This is a genomic window from Nocardioides sp. Z50_6 (genome assembly GCF_058215755.1).
Window position 1 is genome coordinate 786,424 of record NZ_JBZAJB010000001.1, and the last position, 20,070, is coordinate 806,493.

At 74.0% G+C, this 20,070-nt stretch carries 13 protein-coding genes; 1 reads left to right on the forward strand and 12 read right to left on the reverse strand.

The genetic code is table 11. The features are described 5' to 3' along the window. Positions 1-258: 258 nt before the first annotated feature. Entirely contained in the window at positions 259-1,668 is a 1,410-nt protein-coding gene (locus tag AC4BGE_RS03810) for a DUF4082 domain-containing protein (protein WP_490574394.1), read from the forward strand. Here AC4BGE_RS03810 and AC4BGE_RS03815 read toward each other — a convergent pair. Genes AC4BGE_RS03815 through AC4BGE_RS03870 form a run of 12 tightly spaced genes read right to left on the reverse strand, consistent with a single transcriptional unit; the run spans position 1,587 to position 19,939 of the window. Then, positions 1,587-3,776: a glycosyltransferase gene (locus tag AC4BGE_RS03815; protein WP_490574395.1), complete on the reverse strand. Its 2,190-nt coding sequence runs from the start codon at positions 3,774-3,776 to the stop codon at positions 1,587-1,589. The two genes, AC4BGE_RS03810 and AC4BGE_RS03815, sit on opposite strands and share 82 nt — an antisense overlap. Further along, positions 3,773-4,891 (reverse strand): glycosyltransferase, encoded by a 1,119-nt coding sequence (locus AC4BGE_RS03820; protein ID WP_490571667.1) that lies wholly within the window; start codon positions 4,889-4,891, stop codon positions 3,773-3,775. The genes AC4BGE_RS03815 and AC4BGE_RS03820 overlap by 4 nt, the downstream gene beginning before the upstream one ends. Further along, a complete protein-coding gene (locus AC4BGE_RS03825; protein ID WP_490574396.1) occupies positions 4,846-5,913 on the reverse strand; it encodes a glycosyltransferase family 2 protein in 1,068 nt (355 codons plus the stop codon). Before AC4BGE_RS03825 ends, AC4BGE_RS03820 begins: the two co-directional genes overlap by 46 nt. Next, positions 5,910-7,388, reverse strand: coding sequence for a lipopolysaccharide biosynthesis protein (locus AC4BGE_RS03830; RefSeq protein ID WP_490574397.1), 1,479 nt, complete (start codon positions 7,386-7,388; stop codon positions 5,910-5,912). The genes AC4BGE_RS03825 and AC4BGE_RS03830 overlap by 4 nt, the downstream gene beginning before the upstream one ends. Beyond that, complete coding sequence (locus AC4BGE_RS03835; RefSeq protein ID WP_490574398.1) at positions 7,385-8,506, reverse strand: glycosyltransferase family 2 protein; 1,122 nt, start codon at positions 8,504-8,506, stop codon at positions 7,385-7,387. The genes AC4BGE_RS03830 and AC4BGE_RS03835 overlap by 4 nt, the downstream gene beginning before the upstream one ends. Then, on the reverse strand, positions 8,503-9,615 hold the full coding sequence (locus AC4BGE_RS03840; protein ID WP_490574399.1) for a DegT/DnrJ/EryC1/StrS family aminotransferase: 1,113 nt from the start codon (positions 9,613-9,615) through the stop codon (positions 8,503-8,505). The genes AC4BGE_RS03835 and AC4BGE_RS03840 overlap by 4 nt, the downstream gene beginning before the upstream one ends. Further along, a complete protein-coding gene (locus tag AC4BGE_RS03845; RefSeq protein WP_490574400.1) occupies positions 9,612-10,754 on the reverse strand; it encodes a DegT/DnrJ/EryC1/StrS family aminotransferase in 1,143 nt (380 codons plus the stop codon). The genes AC4BGE_RS03840 and AC4BGE_RS03845 overlap by 4 nt, the downstream gene beginning before the upstream one ends. Next, a complete protein-coding gene (locus AC4BGE_RS03850) occupies positions 10,751-11,752 on the reverse strand; it encodes an NAD-dependent epimerase/dehydratase family protein (RefSeq protein WP_490574401.1) in 1,002 nt (333 codons plus the stop codon). Before AC4BGE_RS03850 ends, AC4BGE_RS03845 begins: the two co-directional genes overlap by 4 nt. Next, a complete protein-coding gene (locus AC4BGE_RS03855) occupies positions 11,749-12,831 on the reverse strand; it encodes a Gfo/Idh/MocA family protein (protein WP_490574402.1) in 1,083 nt (360 codons plus the stop codon). Before AC4BGE_RS03855 ends, AC4BGE_RS03850 begins: the two co-directional genes overlap by 4 nt. A 45-nt stretch (positions 12,832-12,876) precedes the next feature. Further along, entirely contained in the window at positions 12,877-17,622 is a 4,746-nt protein-coding gene (locus AC4BGE_RS03860) for a DUF4082 domain-containing protein (protein WP_490574403.1), read from the reverse strand. Beyond that, positions 17,619-18,512, reverse strand: coding sequence for a glycosyltransferase family 2 protein (locus AC4BGE_RS03865; protein ID WP_490574404.1), 894 nt, complete (start codon positions 18,510-18,512; stop codon positions 17,619-17,621). The genes AC4BGE_RS03860 and AC4BGE_RS03865 overlap by 4 nt, the downstream gene beginning before the upstream one ends. Next, entirely contained in the window at positions 18,509-19,939 is a 1,431-nt protein-coding gene (locus tag AC4BGE_RS03870) for a sugar transferase (protein ID WP_490574405.1), read from the reverse strand. The genes AC4BGE_RS03865 and AC4BGE_RS03870 overlap by 4 nt, the downstream gene beginning before the upstream one ends. Between the last annotated feature and the right edge of the window lie 131 nt (positions 19,940-20,070).

Consider the following 20,070-nt stretch of genomic DNA (forward strand, 5'->3'; position numbering starts at 1 on the left):
CTCACCGTCTGGGTCGACCGGGAAAGCCATGGCACCTCCGGCCAGCGCGCTGCTCCGACGAGACGAGTCTAGGGGTGTCGCGCGCCCGCGGAGCGTGCCTCGAGACGATTCGTCCGCGCACACCCAGCCGCGCGCTAGATTCGAAGATCCAGGGAAGGGCGTACTCAGTGGTGGGGGGCGCCGACGGTTCGGAGTGCTCCCCGACCAGATTCGCGTCACTCGTCGGCACCGGCGCCCCAACCCCGAAAGCAGGGCCTCATGCCCACCCCTCTCTCCTCGTCCGGCACCCGGCGCACGCGTCGGTCCCGGCGACTCACGCTCTCGTCGGTCGCCCTGGCGGTGCTGGCCGCCGCGGCCATCCTCCTCCCCGCCGGGCAGAGCACGTCCGCCCCCGACGGATCCGAGACGGTCGGCCTCTTCTCCGACGCCACCCCCTCCGCCGTGGTGGCGGACGACGACCGCAGCGCGGTCGAGCTGGGGATGCGGTTCACCTCCTCCCGCAACGCGGAGGTGGTCGGCGCCCAGGTCTACAAGGCGGCCCGCGCCTCCTCGGTCACGCCGACGTCGGCCTCGCTGTGGAACAGCAACGGTCGCCGCCTCGCCCGGGTCGACCTGCCGGCCACGACGGGCGCGCGATGGGTCACGGCCGTGTTCTCCCAGCCGGTCGCGATCGCGGCCGGCAAGACCTACACCGTCTCCGTCTACGCACCGCGCGGCCGCTACGCCGCCACCCGCCAGGGCTTCGCGAACGCCGTGAAGCGCGCCGGGCTGACCGCGCCCGGCGGGGGCGCGAACGGCGTCTTCCGCTACGGCTCCACCTCCCGCTTCCCGGAGCAGACCTTCGACTCCACCAACTACTGGGTCGACGTGCTGGTGGACGTCACGGTGGACGACGAGACCACGCAGAAGCCGTCCACGCCGCCGCCGAGCCAGGCGGGGGCCTTCCCGTCCGCGGCCGACACCGGCGTCAGCGGTCCCCTCGAGGTGCGCAACAGCGGCCTGACCGTCACCAACGACGGTGCGGTGATCGAGAACCGCGAGATCCGCGGCCCGCTCATCATCCGGGCGAACAACGTCACGGTGCGCAACGTCAAGGTGGTCTCGGACGGCTTCTGGGTCCTCTACAACTACGGCAAGAGGCTCACGGTCGTGGACTCCACGCTCCGCGGCGGCCCCGAGACGCAGGCGTCGATCGCGGGCGCGAGCTGGGTCGGCCAGCGCCTCGACCTGAGCGGCGCCGGGGACGGCGCCAAGATGGACGCCAACACCGAGATCTACGACAGCTACGTCCACGACCTCTCCGACCTGCCCGACGCGCACAACGACGGGCTCGAGGTCACCGCCGCGGTGAACGCCAGGGTCGTGCACAACACGGTGCTCAACGACCACAACCAGACCAGCGCCATCATGCTCAGCGAGTTCGGCAGCAACCCGGACACCAACGTCGTGGTGAAGGACAACTACTTCGCCGGAGGCGGCTTCACCCTGTACGGCGGCGCACCCGACACCGCGCGCGGCCACCGGGTGGTCGACAACCAGTTCAGCACCCGGTACTTCCCGCGCTCCGGCTTCTACGGGCCCGTCGCCTACTGGCGGTCGGCCGGGAACACCTGGTCGGGGAACGTGTGGGCCGACGGGCCCAGGGCGGGCGACCCGGTCAACCCGTGACCTGACCCGACGACATCGCGGTAGCAACCCAGCAGGAGGCGGCCCGAGTCCGTCCAGGTGAGCGTGCGCGCCGCCTCCTGCGTCTGCCGCCGCAGCTGCGCCCGGCACTCCTCGTCCAGCCGGAGCCGGGTGAGCTGCTGCGTCAGCGCGTCGACGTCGCGAGGGGCGTGCAGGAGCCCGGTGACCCCGTCCCGGACGGGCGCACCCGCCGCGGTGGAGACCAGCGGCACGACTCCGCAGGCCATCGCCTCGTAGACCACCAGCGCGCTCCCCTCCTCCACCGACGGCAGGAGCAGCACGTCGGCCCGCGCCATCAGGCGACCGACGTCGGGGACGAAGCCGGTCACGCTCACGTCCGGCGCCGCGAGCTCCTCGGCGATCCGCTCCGCGTAGTCGGGGTCGACCTCGCCGCAGACCAGGAGGCGTCCGTTGCCGGCGGCGGCCGAGGCACGCCAGGCGCGCAGGGCGTAGTGGAGGCCCTTCCTGGGCTCCGCGCGCCCGACGAAGACGGCGGTGAAGGTCTCCGGCGGGGAGGAGGCGGTGAACCGGCCGGGCTCGTAGCCGTACCGGTGCCGGAGCAACCGGCTCTCGTCCACGCCGTGGGCCACGAACGTGGCGGCGACGTGGTCGGACGGCACGAGGAGTCCGTCGGCGGCGGCGTACTCGGCCTCCTCCAGCGCTTGGCGGCGCGGGGACGGCGTGTGGGAGTGGCCGCGCGGCAGGGCCATCCCGAGCAGGTCGTACTCGCGCGCCACCTCGGCGTACCCGTGGACGATGTGGGTGTTCGGGACCTCGCGCAGCCCGGGGACGCCGAGGCTGCGGGCCGCCCGCAGCGTCGCCAGGGAGCCACGGGGCCAGGCGTGGACGACGTCGTACCCCGGGACTCCCCGCGCGAGCGCCCGGGCCACCCGCCGGTCGTGGTAGCGGTAGGCGCGGTCCACGCCGAGGACGCGGTGCGGCACCCGGCGGCCGGCGACCCGCAGGGTCTCCACCACCCGAAGGTCCCGCGGGACGCCCGCGGCGCGTGAGGTGCACCAGACGGTGACGTCGCAGCCGAGGCGCCGCAGCGCCAGCACCTGCTGCAAGGCGGTGGTGCCGATCCCCGGCGCCCCGAGGGTGTGCGGGAAGCTGTAGAGCACCCGCAGGCCCCCGCTCTCCCCGGCCGCGTCCTCCCCCGCTCGACGGCCCGGTACGGTCGCGCCGGTCGACTCCCCGCCCGAGGACCGCGACAGCAGGGCACGCAGGGCCGCCCGGTGCACGGGCCGGTGGGCCCGGAGCGCTTCGTTGGTCAGCACCGCGCACCGGAAGGCGAGCGCGGGCACCGGCCCGTGGTGACGCGCGAAGTACCGGACCCGGTTGCGGGCGAGGAGGCTGTAGAGCACCGGGGAGACGTGCGACTCGCCCCCGCGGTGCCGCACCACCGCCCCCGGCTCGTAGCGGATGCCGAACCCCAGCCGCCTCGCCCGCCGTGCGAAGTCCGTCTCCTCGGAGTAGAGGAAGAAGCCCTCGTCCCACGGGCCCACCGCGCGGGCGCACTCCCCGGCGACGAGCAGCGCCGAGCCGGACGCCCAGTCGACCCACCGGGGGGCGTCGTAGGCGTCCGGGTCCACCACCAGCTCGCCGAGGCGGGCGAACCTGCCGGCGCGGGTTCCGCCGAGCAGCGCCTCCCCCCAGGCCCGAGCGAGCGTGGGCTCCCGGCGCAGGGAGGGGTTGAGCCGTCCGCCGGAGTCGAGCTGCCGGGGCACGACCACGCCGGCGCCGCTGCTCCCGAGCGACTCCAGGAGGGTGGCCACGCACCCCGGCGACAGGGTGACGTCCGGGTTGAGCACGAGGAACGCCCCGCTGTCGGGGGCGGTGCGCATCCCGGCGTTCACGCCCGCGGCGTAGCCGTCGTTGCGTCCCCGCTCGACCACGGTCGCCGCCGGGCACAGACGTCGGGCCAGCGCGGCGGAGCCGTCCTCGGAGCCGTTGTCGACGACCACCAGCCGCCAGCGCGGCACCCCCGCGAAGGCTGCCTCCAGGGAGCCGATCGCCGCGGTCAGGTCCGAGGAGCTGTTCCACGTCACGATGACCGCGGTCACGTCCCGGGGCGACGGCGCCCTCGTCACGGCTCCCGGCCCTCCCACCCCAGGCTCTTGCCGACCAGGGAGTCGTAGGCGCCCAGCAGCTCCGCGCGCTGCCGCTCCGCGCCGTACTCGGAGGCGACGAACGACCGGGCGAGCGCTCCGCGTCGCGCGCACCACCCGGGCTCGGTGCGCTCGGCCGCCACCGCGCTCTCCACCTCGCGTGCCAGGGCGAGCACGTCGCCGGCGGGCACCGGCGCGGAGAAGCCGGGCTGCATCAGCTCGATCCCCGCGAAGCCGTGGTAGCCCACGACGTACGCCTCGCAGGCCATCGCCTCGGCGAGGGGAAGCCCGAACCCCTCCTGCCGCGAGCACGTGAGGTAGATCGTGGCCCGGCCGAGCGCGTCGGCGAACTCCCGCTGCGAGCGGGTGGCCACCCGCTCCACGTCCCACCCGTCCAGGACCCCTCTGGCGCGGAGGATCCCGAGCACCTGCTCGCAGTCGTCGGCGCCGCGCCGCGGGACGTAGACGAGGCGCGGCCGGTCCTTGGCACGCGCCCGGAAGACCTCCGACTCGACCCGGTTGCGCACCCGCAGGACCCGCTGCTCCGGGAAGGCGTGCTGGAGGTAGGCCCGGTTGTGCTCGGAGACGACCAGGATCCCGAGCAGACCCTCCGGGTCGCGGTAGTAGGCCGACGCCGGCCCGGGGGCGTTCGTCCAGGTGAGGTGGGCGTTCTGGTTGAGGACGACGTGCCGTGGCCGCCGCGGCGCGCGCACCAGGAGGTCCACGTCCTGTTCGGGGACGACCAGGACGTCCTGCGGTCCGACGCCCTGGTCCCGCGAGCTCACGGTCGCCGTGGCGTTGTCGAACCAGCTGCACCGGAAGCCGCGTCGCCGGTGCATCACCCGGGCGCGCCGGCCCGCGTCGTTGAGGAGGTCGACGTGCTGGTAGATCACGCGCACGCCGCCGGACGGACGGTCGTAGTCCGGGCACAGGAAGTAGAGGGTGGGCGGCGCCGACTGGCGCTCGGAGACGACGAGCCGCGGCCGAGGGCTGCGCCACGGGGTGCTGCGTGTCGCGAGGAGTCCCCGGAGCCGGGCGTCCATCGGCGCGCTCACCCCCAGGTCCCGGTCCGCGCCCAGCGCCGCTGCAGGCGCCACCAGGTCCACCGGGCACGGAGCGACTGGGCCACCGCGTGGACGGGCCGCCCGACCGGGCCGCCGCCCTGCAGCGCTGCCCACGCCGTGGTCCCGGTGACCTCCGGGTCCGCCTCCACCGCGAGCTCGGCGAGACGCCTCACCACCTCCGGCCGACCGCGCCGGCCCCGGCGGCGCTCGTAGGCGGCCTCCCGCACCGCCTCCCGCGCGATCGCCCCCACGGCGTGCTGGACCCCCTCGGCGACCCCGGGGACCCGCGCCACCACACCGCCTCCCAGCTCCCGGAACGCCGCGAGCCGCCCCTCCATGTCCCTGACCGCGTCCACCTCCCGCGCCGAGAGGCTCGCGTCGTGCTCGCGGTGCCACGCCTGGTCCGCGCCGACGACGTAGGCGACGTCGCTGACCGCAGCCAGCCGCAACCACATCTCCATGTCGTGGGTGTGCGGGAGCGGCCGCTGCCCGCCGACCTGCCGGACCGCGGCCATCCTCATCAGGACCTCCGGCGCGGTGATCACGTTGTGCCCGTCCTCGCACCGGTCGCTCAGCCAGTCCGCACCCCGCCAGACCCGCCACTCCCGGACCTTCGTCGCGGCGGGCGGTGGGTCGCCGCGGAAGTGCACGGGGTGGCCGTAGACGAGTCCGACGGACGGGAGCGCCTGGGCCACGTCCGTGGAGCGGCGCAGCGACCCCGGCGTGAGCAGGTCGTCGGCATCCAGCCGGACCAGGAACTCCCCCGAGCAGGCGGCCAGCCCGTCGTTGAAGGTCTCCACCGGGCCGCGCGTGGTCCGGTGCCTGAGCAGCCGGACCCTGGGGTCGGCCTCCGCCAGCGCCGAGGCCACCTCGACCGAGTCGTCGGTCGAGGCGTCGTCGACGACCACCACCTCGAGCCGGACCCCGTCCTGGCCCAGCACGCTGGTCACCGCCTGGCGCAGGAACCGCCCGTAGTTGAAGCACGGGACGACGACCGAGACCACCGGCGGCGGCCCCTGCCAGGTCGTCGGGCGCACGCGCCGCGGCCCGCTCATCGGGTCCCTCCCGCTCGCAGGGGCACCGGCACCACGCCCGACTCCACCGCGCCGATCTCGCGGGCGGTGCGCAGGGCCCTGGTGATCCACCGGTGCATGAGGACGGCGTAGACCGCCGTGCCCGCCGCGCCCGCCGCCACGATCGCCAGCGCCGACGAGTCGACCAGACCGGCGACCAGGACGGCGGCGGCGAAGGCCGGGACGGACGCGAGCATCGGCAGCGCCACCGCAGGAACGACGTCGCGCACGCGGGCCCCCGAGCGCCGGCACACCCACAGGTAGCCCGGCAGCACGATCAGCAGGGCGATGACGACCTGGGCCCAGGCCGCCCCCTCGAGACCTCCCCACCTGGTGCCGACGACCGCCGCGGGGATGAGCGAGGCCAGCCAGAGCACCTGCAGGTGCAGCACCGCACGCGCCCGGCCCAGCGCCATCAGGTAGGTGGCGAACAGGTCGAAGAGCACCCGGAGGCCACCGACCAGGGCCAGCGCCGGCAGCGCCGTGGCCGCGGGCAGCCACCTCTCGCCGTAGAGGAAGGAGACCAGCGGGACGCTCACGGCCGCGAGGAGGCAGACGGCCGGCGCCACCAGTCCGTAGGTGAGCTGCACCGCGACGACGAGGCTCCGGCCCGCGTCGTGCGTCTCGCGGCGCAGCTGCGAGAAGGCGGCCAGCGCCACGGGACGGATCGTCTGCCCGAGCGCGGTCATCGGCCAGCTCGCGATGTTGAACGCCAGCACGTAGTAGCCGAGGGAGACCTCGCCGGCGAGACGACCGACGACCGCCTTGTCCGCGCTGAGCACCGCGATCGAGACCATGTTGGCCAGGGCCAGCGGCACCCCGAAGGAGAGCGCGGAGCCGGCCATCTCCGTGGACCAGCCCAGCGCGGGGCGGCAGCGGGTGAAGAGGAACTGCAGGAACGTGGTGCAGACCTGCGAGGCGACGCGGGCGACCGCCAGGGCCATGGGACCCCAGCCGAGGAGGACCAGGGAGACGGTGACCAGGGCGTCGACCAGGAAGCCGGCCACGCTCGTGGCGAACATCTGCTTCTGCATGAACCGGCGCTGCATCCGCGCGTACGGGACGACGCCGAGCGCCCCCAGCGGGATGGTGAGCGCCAGCACCTGGATGACCTGCGTGGCCTCCGTGCTGCCGAGGAACGACGCCAGCGGACCTGCCGCCGCCACCATGGCCAGGGCGAGGACCCCGCTGGTGCCCAGGCTCAGCGTGGCCACCGTGGGCTCGCGGACGGCGGGGGCCCGGGTCCGCACCAGGTCGGCACTCAGGCCCAGGTCCATCACCGCCATCAGGATCCCCTGGACGGTGAGGGCGATGGCGTAGACGCCGAAGTCCTCGGGGGCCAGCAACCGGGCGAGGACGATGCCGAGACCCAGGCTGCTGAACCTCAGCACCAGGGCGCTCAGCCCGCCCCAGGCCAGTCCTCGACCGACGGCCCTGCCGAGGACCTCCTCGCTCACGACACCAGGCCCTGTCGTTGACGCCGGCTCCGGACGCGGTGCCGCTCGGTCAGCCAGCGCTCGCGCGGCAGGAAGAGGGGGTTCCCCCGGCTGCGGCTCCCCCAGGCCTGGCGCCGGCGCAGCATCCGCCAGGCGCGGCTCCGGACGACCGAGGGGTCGACGCGCGTGGCGAAGGCCACCAGCTCCTGGACGAACGAGGGGTCCGACCACCCCTCCACCAGGGCGCTCGAGGCGGTCTCGACCGCCTCCCGGGCCAGCGCCGCCCGCGCGGAGACCAGCAGGGCGTCCCCCTGCTCGTACGCGGATGCCGCGGTCTCGAAGACCCGGAGGCGGGCCTCGAGCCCGGTGATCACCCCGTGGGTCTGACCGACCGAGAAGACCGAGGAGTGCATGTTGGCGCCGTGGACCCGGTAGAACGCCTGGACCGTGTCGACCAGGATGCCGACCTCCCCCGCGGCCCCGGCCAGCAGCCACATCAGCATGTCGCCCGCCTGCGGGTGCTCCGGGTCGTAGCCGCCGATCCGCTGCTGCACCGAGTTGCGCAGGACCACCTCGGGCGAGTACGCCACGTTCGAGCCCTTGGTGAAGACCTTGCGAGCCCACTCGGCCCCGTCCCAGTGGACCCACGGTGCCCCGTGGCGCTCCGTGGCGACCGGGGCCGGCCCGTCGAAGGTCCTGATCGAGCCGTAGACCATGCCGACGGTCGGCACCGCCTCCATCACGGCGAGGGCACGCGTCAGCGCCGCCGGGGCCAGGAGGTCGTCGGCGGAGACCAGCGCCACGTAGTCGGTCGTCGCCGCGGCGAGACCGTCGTTGTAGGTGGCGATGTGACCGCGGTTCTCCTCGTGGGCGATCAGCCGGACCCGGTCGTCGGCGCGCGCCAGCTGCTCCGCGACCGCGGTGCTGCCATCGGTGGACGCGTCGTCGACGATGACGACCTCGACACGGACCGAGGGCTGCGCGAGGGCCGAGGCGACCGCCTGACCGAGGTAGCGGCCGTAGTTGTAGCAGGGGATGACCACCGTCGCGGTCGGGTGGCCGACCAGGGCCGGCGCCGGGTGACGGTGCCTCGCACCGACCGGGCAGAGCTCACGGGGGCGCACGTCCTGGCTCGTCATCGCCCGGCTCCCACGAGACCGGCCAGCACCTCGGCCACCCGCTGCTGCTGCTCGGGCCCCAGGTGCTGGTGCATCGGCAGGGAGAGGATCGTGCTCGCGGCCGCCTCCGCGACCGGGAAGGAGCCGGGCCCCCGCCCCAGTCCGGCGTACGCCCCGGTGAGGTGCACCGGCGTGGGGTAGTGGATCCCGCAGCCGATCCCGGCCTCCGTCAGCCCGGCCAGGAGCGCATCACGCTCCGGCACCCGGATGACGTAGAGGTGCCAGACGTGCTCGTTGCCCGCCGCCGTCCCGGGGAGCCGGACGCCCGGGAGCCCGGAGAGCATGGCGGCGTAGCGGTCGGCGGCCTCGCGGCGCTGCTGGTTCCACTTCTCCAGCCGGCTGAGCTTGGCCCTCAGGTAGACCGCCTGCACCGTGTCGAGCCTGGAGTTCACCCCCACGACGTCGTGGACGTACTTCGTCCCGGACCCGTGGGCGCCCAGGATCCGCACCCGTTCCGCGACCTCCGCGTCGTCGGTCGTCACGCCCCCCGCGTCGCCGGCGGCGCCGAGGTTCTTCCCGGGGTAGAAGCTCGTCCCCGCGACGCTGCCCAGCGAGCCGGCCGCCCGGCCGTGCCGCCTCGCACCCTGCGCCTGCGCCGCGTCCGCCACGATCGGGATCCCGGCGGCCCGGCACGCCGGCTCCAGCAGCTCCACCGGAGCCGCCTGCCCGAAGAGGTGCACCGGCACGACCGCCGCGGTCCGCGGGGTGATCGCCCGCTCCACCGCGCCGACGTCGATCAGCAGGTGCTCCTCGTCGACGTCCACCAGGACCGGTGTGGCACCGATCCGGGAGACCGCCTCCGCCGTGGCGATGAAGGTGTTAGCCGGGAGCACCACCTCGGACCCCGGCTCGACGCCCACGGCCCGCAGCGCCAGCTCGAGGGCGTCGGTGCCGTTGGCGACGCCGACGCAGTGCCGGGCGCCGACGTACTCGGCGTACTCCTCCTCGAACCGGGTGACCTCCTCACCGCCGATGAAGGCGGCCCGGGCGAAGACGTCGGCGAGACCGGCCTGCACCTCGTCGGCGATCTCGGCGTGCTGGGAGACCAGGTCCACGAACGGGACGTTCATCGTCTGTCCCCCGCCCTGCGCAGCACCTCGACGACGCGGCCCTGGTCGGTCTCGGAGAGGTGGTGGTGCAGCGGGAGGATCAGCGTGCCGTCGGTGAGCCGGTCGGTCGCCGGCAGCGGCAACCCCCCGCCGTACCGGTACCGGTGGGCGGGCTGGCGGTGGGCGGCCATGATCCCGCGTCGTGCCGAGATGTCGGCCCGGGCGAGCTTCCCGAGCAGGGCGTCGCGGGAGACGGGGAACCCCTCCTCCACCTCCACCCAGCAGGACTGGAAGTTGGTCGTCCCGTACCGCGGGTCGGCGACCAGGCGGAGGCCGTCGATCTCGCCGACGGCCTTGGCGTAGCCGTCGGCGAGCGCGCGCCGCCGGGCGACCATCTCGTCGAGCTTGGCCAGCTGCACCAGTCCGACGGCCGCCTGCAGGTCGGTCATCCGGTAGTTGAAGCCGACCTCGGCGTACTCCTCGGCCGGGGCCAGCACGCTGGCGTGCCGCTCGGCCGCCGAGACGCTCATCGAGTGCTCGCGCAGCCGGGCGATCCGCTCGGCCCACTCCGGCCGGGAGGTGGTGACCATTCCCCCCTCGCCGGTGGTGAGCAGCTTGCGCGGGTGGAAGGACCACGCGGCGATCTCGGCCCCGACGCCCACCGGCCGGCCACGGTAGGTCGACCCCGCGGCGCAGGCCGCGTCCTCGACGACCACGATGCCGAGCGGGTCGCAGAGCTTGCGGATCGGGCCGAGGTCGGCCGGCACGCCGCCCTGGTCGACCACCACCACGGCCACGGTGGTCGCGGTGAGCACCTCGGCGACCGTGTCGGCGGTGAGGTTGCCCGTCACCGGGTCGACGTCGGCGAAGACCGGCCGGGCGCCGAGGTAGGCCGCCGCGTTGGCGGTGGCGATGAACGAGAAGGACGGCACCACCACGTCGTCCCCGGCGCCCACCCCCGCGACCAGCAGGGCCAGGTGGAGCCCGGTGGTGCAGCTGGAGACCGCCACCGCGTGCTCCACCTGCTGGTGGGCGGCGAAGGCAGCCTCGAACGCGGCCACCCGGGGTCCCTGGGCGACCCAGCCGGACGCGATGACCTCGGCCACGGCCGCAGCCTCCTCCTCGCCGAGCCACGGCCGCATCACGTCGATCCGGTTCATCGGGCACCTGCCGGACGACGCCCCGAGGCGATCTCCTCGCGGAGCGGGCGCCACCACTCCACCAGGCTCTCGAGCCCCTCCTCGAGCCCGATCCGGGTGGTGAAGCCGAGGTCGCGCCGTGCGGCCGAGACGTCCGCGAGTCGCCGGACCACGCCGTTGACCGCCCGCTCGGGACCGAGCTCGACCGAGAGGTCCGTGCGGCCCATCACGCGGAGCAGGGCCTCGGCCAGCTCCAGCAGGCTGGTCTCGGTGCCACGGGCGACGTTGTAGACCCCCTCGCGCACGTCGCTGGCGGCGGCCAGCACGTTGGCCCGGGCGATGTCCGGGACGCAGGCGAAGTCCATGGTCTGGCGGCCGTCGCCGAAGATCAGCGGAGGAAGGCCGTCCTCGACCCGCTCCATCCAGCGCACCAGCACCTCGGTGTAGAGGCCGTGCACGTCCATCCGCGGCCCGTAGACGTTGAAGTAGCGCAGCAGCACGTAGTCGAGCCCGTGCATCGCGCGGAAGCTGCGGACCATGCCCTCGTTGAACGACTTCGCCGCCCCGTAGAAGGTGTCGTTGTTGTGGTGGTGGTGCCGCTCCCCGGTGGGGAACTCCTCCGCCATCCCGTAGACCGACGCCGACGAGGCGGCCACCAGCTTGCCGACCCGCGCCTGCGCGGCGGCCTCCACGACGTTGAACGTGCCGTCCACCATCACCTCCAGCGCGAGGCGCGGCTGCTCGGCGCACTGGGTGATCCGGATCGCGGCCTGGTGGAAGACCACGTCCTTGCCCCAGGTCAGGTCACCGACGAGGTCCCGGTCGGTGATGTCGCCCTCGACCAGCGTGACCCGACCCGAGGCGAGCGCGTCGTCGAGGTTGGCGCGCCGGCCGCGGACCAGGTTGTCGAGCACGTCGACGTGGGCCACCCCCGCCGCCACGAGCTGGTCGACCAGGGTGGAGCCGATCGTCCCCGCGCCTCCGGTGACCAGGACCTGCGCCCCTGCCAGGCTCGTCATCCCGCCACCTCCAGCCGCGCGGCGCTGATCTCGGTGTCGACGAGGACCCCGCCGGCACCGAGGCTGCGGGACGCGGCATCGAGCACCTTCAGCACCCTCAGCCCGGCGGCCCCGTCGGTCCGGGCCGTGCGTCGCCCCCGGATGCTGGCGGCGAACTCGGTCACCATCGCCCCCAGGGCCTCGCGCTCCGGCAGGGCCGGGGCCCAGGTGTCGCCGAGCCGGTAGGAGATGGTCGCGTCGGTCCGGTCGGTCGCGCCGGCGGTCTGCTGCGCCAGGTCGACCCCCCGGTCGTAGACGCTCACCCGTTGCTGCGGGTTCAGGTCGTCCCACACCAGGGTCCGGCGGGTGCCGGCGATCACCATCTGCCGGATCTTGGTCGGGCTGAGCCAGTTGACGTGGACGTGGGCCATCGCCCCACCCGGCAGGGGCAGGCTGAGGTAGCCCACGCAGGCCTTCCCCGCGCCCAACGGGTCCGCCCCCTGGGCGGCCACACCGCTGGGGCGCAGCCCGCCGGGCAGCACGAAGTCGAGGATCGACAGGTCGTGGGGGGCCAGGTCCCAGAAGACGTCGATGTCCGGCTGGACGAGGCCGAGGTTGATCCGCACGGAGTCGACGAAGAGGATCTCGCCGAGCTCGCCCGCCTCGACGAGCTCGCGGATCTTCAGCACCGCCGGCGTGTAGCAGTAGGTGTGGTCGGCCATCAGCACCAGCGCCCGCTCGGCCGCCAGCTCCACCATCGCCGACCCGTGGGAGACGCTGTCGGCCAGCGGCTTCTCCACGAGCACGTGCTTGCCGGCCCGCAGCGCCGCCAGGGCGATCCCCTGGTGCGTCCGGGCTGGGGTGGCGATGGCGATCGCGTCGACGTCGTCGCGGCCCAGCACCTCCTCGAGCGACGCGGTCACGTGGGCTCCGCCGGCGTTGCCCAGCACGGCCCGGGCACGTTGCTCGTCCAGGTCGCAGACCCCGACGAGCTCCCAGTCCGGGCTCGACCCGAAGTTCCTGATCAGGTTCGGTCCCCAGTAGCCGGCGCCGACGACGACGACACCGATCGGCTCTCGTTCCTGTGAGGTGCTGGTCATCTGACTCCCCCGTGTGCTGCGCGATGTGTGGATGAGTGGGTGCTGCTAGGGCGTGGGCCTGAACGTGACGTCGACGAAGTAGTTGCTGGCCCCGTGGCTGTCGATCGGGAACCCCCCGCCCGCCCCGTAGCGGAAGGTGCCGTTGGCCCCGGCCGGGGCCGTGAGGCCTCCCCGGCTGAACGGTTGGCTGAAGAAGCCCGTCGTGAGCGAGTAGCGCCCGACGGGGGCGTGGTAGGAGACGACGTACGTCGTCCCGGCCGTGACCGCGACCGGCCGGTCGAACGTGGCGCTCTGCCACCCGGTCGCGCTCTCGTGGGCGAAGGTGAGGGTCGCGAGGCGCTCTCCCGCCGCGGACCACAGGGAGCCCTGGTGCGGACCGGCGTTCCCGGCGCCCTTGTGGAAGCGGACCCCGAGGACCTCGCCGTCCACCGTCGGCACGAACCTGGTCCCCAGCTCGACGGCGGCGCCGTCCGCAGCGGCCGCCGTCGCGGGGACCACCCCCTCGAACAGGGTGGCGACGGGCGAGGAGGTCAGCTCGGTCGTGAAGCTCCACGACTGCGTCGGCAGCACCGCGCCGTCCTCGGAGACGACGCCACTGACGGTGAGGGTGTGCAGCGCCCCCGTCGCGAGCGGTTGCTCCGGGGTGACCACCAGCGACCTGGCATCGTCGCTCAGCGCGACTCCCGCCGGCACCGCGGTCCCTCCCCGCGTCAGGCTCGCCGACCATCCCGCGGGCCGGACCCGCTCGGTCAGGGTCAGGTAGGGCTGCGCCGAGGTCAGCACCCCCGTCGCGCCGGGCACGGGACTTCGGGACTCGACGGCGACGGACGCCGCAGTGGCCTCGAAGACGGGATCCACGAAGTAGCTGGTGGCGCCCCAGGAGTCCTGCGGGAAGCCGCCGGTCGCGCCGTACTGGTAGCGGCCGTTCGACCCCGACCGGGCCCGGAGGTCCCCGGAGACCAGCTCGGTGGAGAAGAGCCCTTGCGTCGCGGCGTAGTGACCGCGGGGAGCCAGGTAGGAGACGAGGTACTCGGTGCCCTTGCTCACCGGCACCGGCTGGTCGAAGTAGGCGACCTGCCACCCGTTCTCCGACTCCCCCGCGAAGGTGACCTGGGCGAGGCGCTGCCCGCTCACCGACCAGAGCGACCCCCGGTGCGTACCGGTGTTGCCGGGGCCCTTGAAGAACCGGACGCCCGTCACCCGCCCGTCGCGCGACGGGACGAAGGCCGTCCCCAGCTCGACCGGGCTCGCGTCGGAGACCGCCGGCACCGACGGGACCTGGGTGGTGAAGAGGGTCTGCTCGCCCGTCTCCGTCCGGGCCGCGGTCCGGGTCCGGAACGACCAGGCCCTGGGGGCCAGCGCGACCCCCTCCGTCGAGGTGACTGCGGAGAGCGTGACCTCGACGTCGGTCGCTGGGGCCAGCGGCGCGGCCGGGGTGAACCGCAGCGAGGTCGCTCCCGCAGCCAGCGTGGTGGTGCCCGCGACCGGGCTCCCGGACTGCTTCACCGTGAGGCTCGCGCCCGGGGCGAGGGCGGTGGAGAAGTCGACGGCGACGGAGGTGCCCGGGGGCACCTCGAGGGCGCCGGGTGCCGGCGCCTGCCCGGTCACGCTCAGCGGCTCGGGCGCCTTCCGGAAGACGACGTCGACCAGGTAGCTGCTGGAGGACCGGTCCGCCGGGAACCCCGCCGAGTAGCTGTAGCTGCCGCCGAGGGCATCGATGAGCGCGGTGTCGAGAGCACCCCCGGCGAAGGCGTCCGTGGTCATCGAGTACCTGCCCACCGGGGCCCGGTAGGAGACGACGTACTGGACGCCCGCCTGCACGTCGACGGGCGAGCCGAACGAGAGCTCCTGCCAGCCTGCGGTCGACTCGGCACCGAAGGTGCCCTGGGCCAGGAGAGCGCCGTCGGAGACCCGCCACAGGGAACCCACGTGCGTCCCGGTGTTGTCGGGCCCCTTGTAGAACTGCAGCCCGGAGACCTGCCCGTCCCGCAGCGGGGCGAAGCGCAGCCCCACGGTCACCGCCGCGGTGTCGGGGCCCTGGAGCATCGCCGGCTGGGCGGCGTCGTCGTAGACCCCGCACGGGCAGACGCCCGGCGCGGCGGCGGGCTCGGCGGTCGTGAAGCTCCACTCCCCACCCGCCGTGACCGCCTGGCCGAGGGTGTCGGTGCCCTTCACCGTGGCGCGGTAGGTGACGAAGCCGGCGAAGGGCTGGGCCGGGGTGAAGGTGATCGTGCGGGTCGCCGCGTCGAACCGGCTGGTGCCGGCCACCGGCTCGCCCAGGGCGTCGTGCAGCTGGAGGGTGGCCGATCCGGGGACCACGGGCTTGGAGAAGACGGCCGTGACTGCGCTCTGGACCGGGACGCTGGTCGACCCGGCGAGCGGGGCGTGCGAGCCGGCCCGCAACGGGGACTCGTCGCTGGTCGTGAACTGCACGTCGACGAAGTAGTTGCTGCTCCCGTAGCTGCGGTCGGGGAACGTTCCGGGGTCCGCGAAGACGCCCGCGGGGGCGGCGCCGAACCCGCCGGCCACCCGGAGCGGCGTGGCGACCTTGGGCGCCTCGTAGAACGCGTCGGTCGCGAACGCGTACCTGCCCTGCGGAGCGGTGTAGGAGGCCACGTACGTCTGGCCGGCGGCGACCGGGACCGGCTCCGGGAGCTGGAGCGTCTGCCAGCCGGTCGCGCTCTCACCGGTGAAGGTGCCGCGGGCGAGCAGCGTCCCGGCCGTGCTCCACAGCGAGCCGACGTGCGACCCCCCGTTGCCCGGTCCCTTGTAGAACCGCAGCCCCGAGACGAAACCGTCCATGGTGGGGCTGAACCGCACGCCCAGCTCCAGGGCCGAGGTGTCGGTGGTGGCGGGGGGCGTCGGCACCTGCGCGCCGAAGATCGAGCACGGGCACGTCACGGTGACCGACCGGCTCGCGGTCGCGCCGGTGTTGGCACTGTCGTCGGTGGCGCGCACCTGGAGCGCCACCGCACCGATCCCCGACTGGACGAAGGTGTAGGACCAGGAGGTGGTGCCCGTCGCGGGGTGCCACGTCCGCCCGCCGTCGCCCGAGACCTCCACCCCGGCGACCCGGCCCGCGGCGTCGGACGCCGTCCCGCTCACGGTCACCTGGGTCCCGTTGGCGACCGTCGTGCCCGCTGCGGGGCTGGTGATGCTCACCACCGGCCCCGCCGAGTCGGTGGTCCGGGTCGCCCGGGTGAGGCCGGACATCAGCGTCGTCGGCTGGGCCCCCATGTCGGCGAGCAGGTTCACCTGCGCCTGCTGCATCCGGGCGTCGGCCGGCTCGGGGGCGAAGGACGAGTCGTGCTCTGGGTCCAGCCCCCACGACCACTGCACCGATCCCGCGCTGAAGACCAGGGCACCGCTGGCGGCCCGGTAGAGCGTGGTGTGGTGCGTCGTGGTGCCGGGGACCACGCGCGTCCCGTAGTCCGTCAGGTACTCCGGCGTCGGTCCGACCGTGGTCGAGGTCCGGATCAGGCCCTTGGGCCGGAACCCGTTGTCCACGTCCTCGTTGGACTCGTAGCCGACCGTGTGGGGCGCGAGCTGCGCGGTCGTCCCGGCGGCCAGGCTCGCCAAGGGCGTGTGGCGCCACAGCCTCAGCTTCCCCTCGGTCGCACTCACCGCGAGTCGCAGGTCGCTGAAGTTGGCCTTGAACATGGTCCCGGTCAGGGCGTTCTCGGGCAGGCCGCCACCCTGGGCGCCGGGGGCGTGACGCGGGTCGCGCCACGTGCCCGTCCACTCCGGCGAGGGGTCGATCTTGGCGTTGTCCCAGGTCTCCTTGTAGGCGACCAGGGTGCGGTGCGAGGTTCCGCGGCCGTCGATCGACGGCTCGTAGCGCGAGCGCCAGTACACCTCGTTGCCGCTCAGGAACTGCAGGCCGACACCCGCGTCGCGGGCAGCCTCGACGTTGGCCCGCTGCGTCCCGGTCCAGTACTCGTCGTGGCCCACCGAGATGAAGACCTTGTGGTTGGTCAGCAGGCCGCCCCGCCGGTGGGTGTCGACTCCCGCCTGGTAGCTGACGTCGTAGCCGTTGCGCTCCAGGAACCGCACGAGCGGGTACTCGGTCCCCATGAAGTGGTCCCGCCCGTCCTGCTGGCCCCGGGTCAGGACCGGGCGGTTGTAGCTGAGCTTGTAGGCGCGTCCGTGGGCGCCGCCCCGGTAGAAGCTCGCCCCGCCGTAGGTGTTGTAGGCCTGCCACGTGGTGTCGGAGGTCTGCACGACGACGTCGGACCTGCTGGCGTCGTCGCGGACCACGAAGGTGATGTGGCTCTCGTCGCCGTCCGGGCGCTTCAGGTGGGCGACGTAGACCCCGCTCACCGCCGTCGCCGGCACCGTCCAGGAGGCCGAGACGGCCCAGGTCCCACAGTCGTAGAGATCGGTGGCGTCGTCCCTGATGCACGACGGCTGGGCCTGCGGGAGGACCGCGGTCGGGACGATCGAGGTGATCCTGCGGGCTCCGAGCCCCTGGTAGTAGCCGAGCCGGTAGATGTCGATGGTGTACGACGAGGCGTCGGTGTCGACCTTGAAGTCGACGCGCTGCCCCACGTTGACCGAGACGTCGGTGGCGAATCCCTGGATCGAGTCGTCCCCCGCCCCGTCGATGTCCCAGACCGACGGGCTGGTCCCCGGCTTGGAGTTCTCGCAGGCGATGGCGTTGCCTCCCGCCCCGCACGGGTCGGCAGCCTCTGCCGAGGACAGCCCGGGGACCACGAGCCCGGCGAGCAGCAGCGCCAGGGCGGGCAGCGCCGCGCCGAGACGGCGGCCCGGTCCACGGCGCTGCGCGCTCATCGGCGTGAGCTCTCGTCCCGCTGCCAGGTGCTGAAGTCACCGGCCCGCACGGCCCGGCGCGCGCCCAGTCGGGCGATCACCGTGACGCCCAGGAAGACCGGCATCCGCAGGGCCAGGGACGGACGCCGGCGCACCATCGCGACCAGGGTCAGCGGGCCCGTGGCGGAGCCGGTCCGGCGTACGCCGGCCTCCGCGGCCTGGACGTTGCCGGTCGCCACCCGGACCCGCCGCCGGACCAGGTCGCCGAGCGTCCGGGGCGGGTGGACCACCACGGTCGCGCGGTCGACGACCCGACGCTCCTCCTCCTCGAACGCCTCGGAGATGGCCAGGTCGTCGCTCATCAGCGGCGGCAGGGCGGCGATCCGGTGCTGGGCCGCCTCGGCGACAGCGACCACGCCGCGCCCGAAGAGGCCGGACCGCACCTGCGGCAGCGCCTCCCACACGTCGTAGTACCAGTCGACCCACGGCGAGCAGCCGTCCCGGGGCAACGCGCGCCGGGGCGCGGTGGCCAACGCCTCGCCGCTGGTGAGCGGCTCGAGCAGGGCGCGCAGGGCGGTCCCGGTCAGCTCGACGTCGGCGTCGAGGTGCACCCGGGGGAAGACCGTGGTGGCCGCGTTGCCCACCTGCACGGCCGCCGCCTTCGACGGCTGCGCGATCTCGATCACCCGGGCCTCGGGGTCGGCGGCTCGGGCCACGGCGGCGGTCCCGTCCGTGCACCCGTTGCACACGACGACCACGTCGAGGTCGAGCCCGTCCACTCCCGACCGCAGGGCGGCGAGGCTGCGCCCGATGGTGCGGGCCTCGTTGTGCGCCGGGATCACCACGCTCGCCCTCGTCGGCGCCCTGGGGGTGGTGGTCGTCGTCGTCGTCGTGGTGGTCGTGGTGCTCACCACGCACCTCGGGGCCGCGCCACCGCGTCGACGGTGCGGAGCGCGATCAGGACGTCGTCGGTGAGCCGGTAGTTGTCGGTGTAGTCGAGGTCGAGGTTCATCGACTCGTCGCGTCCCAGCGTGGACCGCCCGCTGACCTGCCAGGCGCCGGTCATCCCGGGCCGGACCGCGAGGCGTCGCCGCTCCATCGAGGTGTAGCACGACACCTCGTCGGGCAGGGCCGGTCGCGGCCCGATCAGGGACATGTCGCCGTTGAGCACGTTGACCAGCTGAGGCAGCTCGTCGAGCGAGTACCGGCGCAGGACCCGGCCGAGCCGGGTCACCCGGGGGTCGTGCTCCTTCTTGAAGAGCAGCCCGTTGCCCTCGTCGACGTCACGCAGCAGCTCCTTGACCTGCTCGGCGTCCACGTGCATGGTGCGCAGCTTGTACATGGTGAACGGACGACCGTGTCGGCCGATCCGCTGCTGGAGGAAGAGTCCCGGACCGGGCGAGGTGGCCCGCAGCAGCAGGAGGAGGACGGCGAGCAGGGGTGAGAGCACCGCCAGGAGCAGCAGGGCGCAGAGCCGGTCGGCCAGGGACTTCACTGCGCGCACCAGCCAGGACGGCCGGCTGGAGCGGACCTGCATCACGCTCATCCCCGCCATCTGCGTGTGCTGGACACGGTGCGCGGCGATGCCCGCGAGCCCCGAGCAGACCGCGAGGCCGGCGCCGGTGCCCTCGAGGGCCCAGCCGATCCGGCGGATCACCTCCGAGTCCACGCCCGGCCCCGGCACCACCAGGACCATGTCGGGCCGGAACCCGAGGATCAGCTGACGCGGATCCTGGGAGTCGAAGCGCTCCCCCGGCACCGAGCCGGGGGGGTCCTCCTCCAAAACCAGGGTGCCGACGAGCCGGACGCGGCGGTCCCGGTCCCAGCACGCGAAGCTCGACGCCACCTCGGCAGCCGGCCCGACGACCACCACCCGGACGCCGGTCATCGCGGCGCGGCGCACGGCGGCGGCCAGCAGGGTCACCGACCCACCGGCCAGGAGCACGGCGAGGGCGGTCTCCAGGGCGGTCGCCTCCACCCAGCCACCCGCGCAGGCGAGCCCCACGGCCGCGAAGGGGAGGGCCAGGTCCCTGACCACCCGGCCCCGCGTGGGCAGCCCGGGACGGACGGCGTCCCGACCCGGCTGGTAGGCCACCACCAGCGCTCCCAGGCCGACGGCGAGGCCGACCCAGGGGTTCGACCCGACCAGGGCCGCCGCCACGGTCATCGCGGCGACCACCGCGGCGATCTCGACGACGAGGACCATGCGCAGGCCCGGTCGGCGGTCCCCTCGCCCGGCCCCGTCGGGGACCGGACCGCTCCGCAGCAGCGGCAGGGCACGCTCGACGGTGTCGGTCTGTGCGGGAGTGGAGTGCTCGGCCGAGAAGGCCCGGCTCATCTCGTGGCCCCCATGACCGCCACGCCGTCCCGGTCCGAAGCATGGGGCAACGGTGGAACGACGTGACGGCTGGAGCCACGGAAGGCGTGGGGGGGAGCACTCCCGTGGATCGATGTGCCGACGCGCGTCGA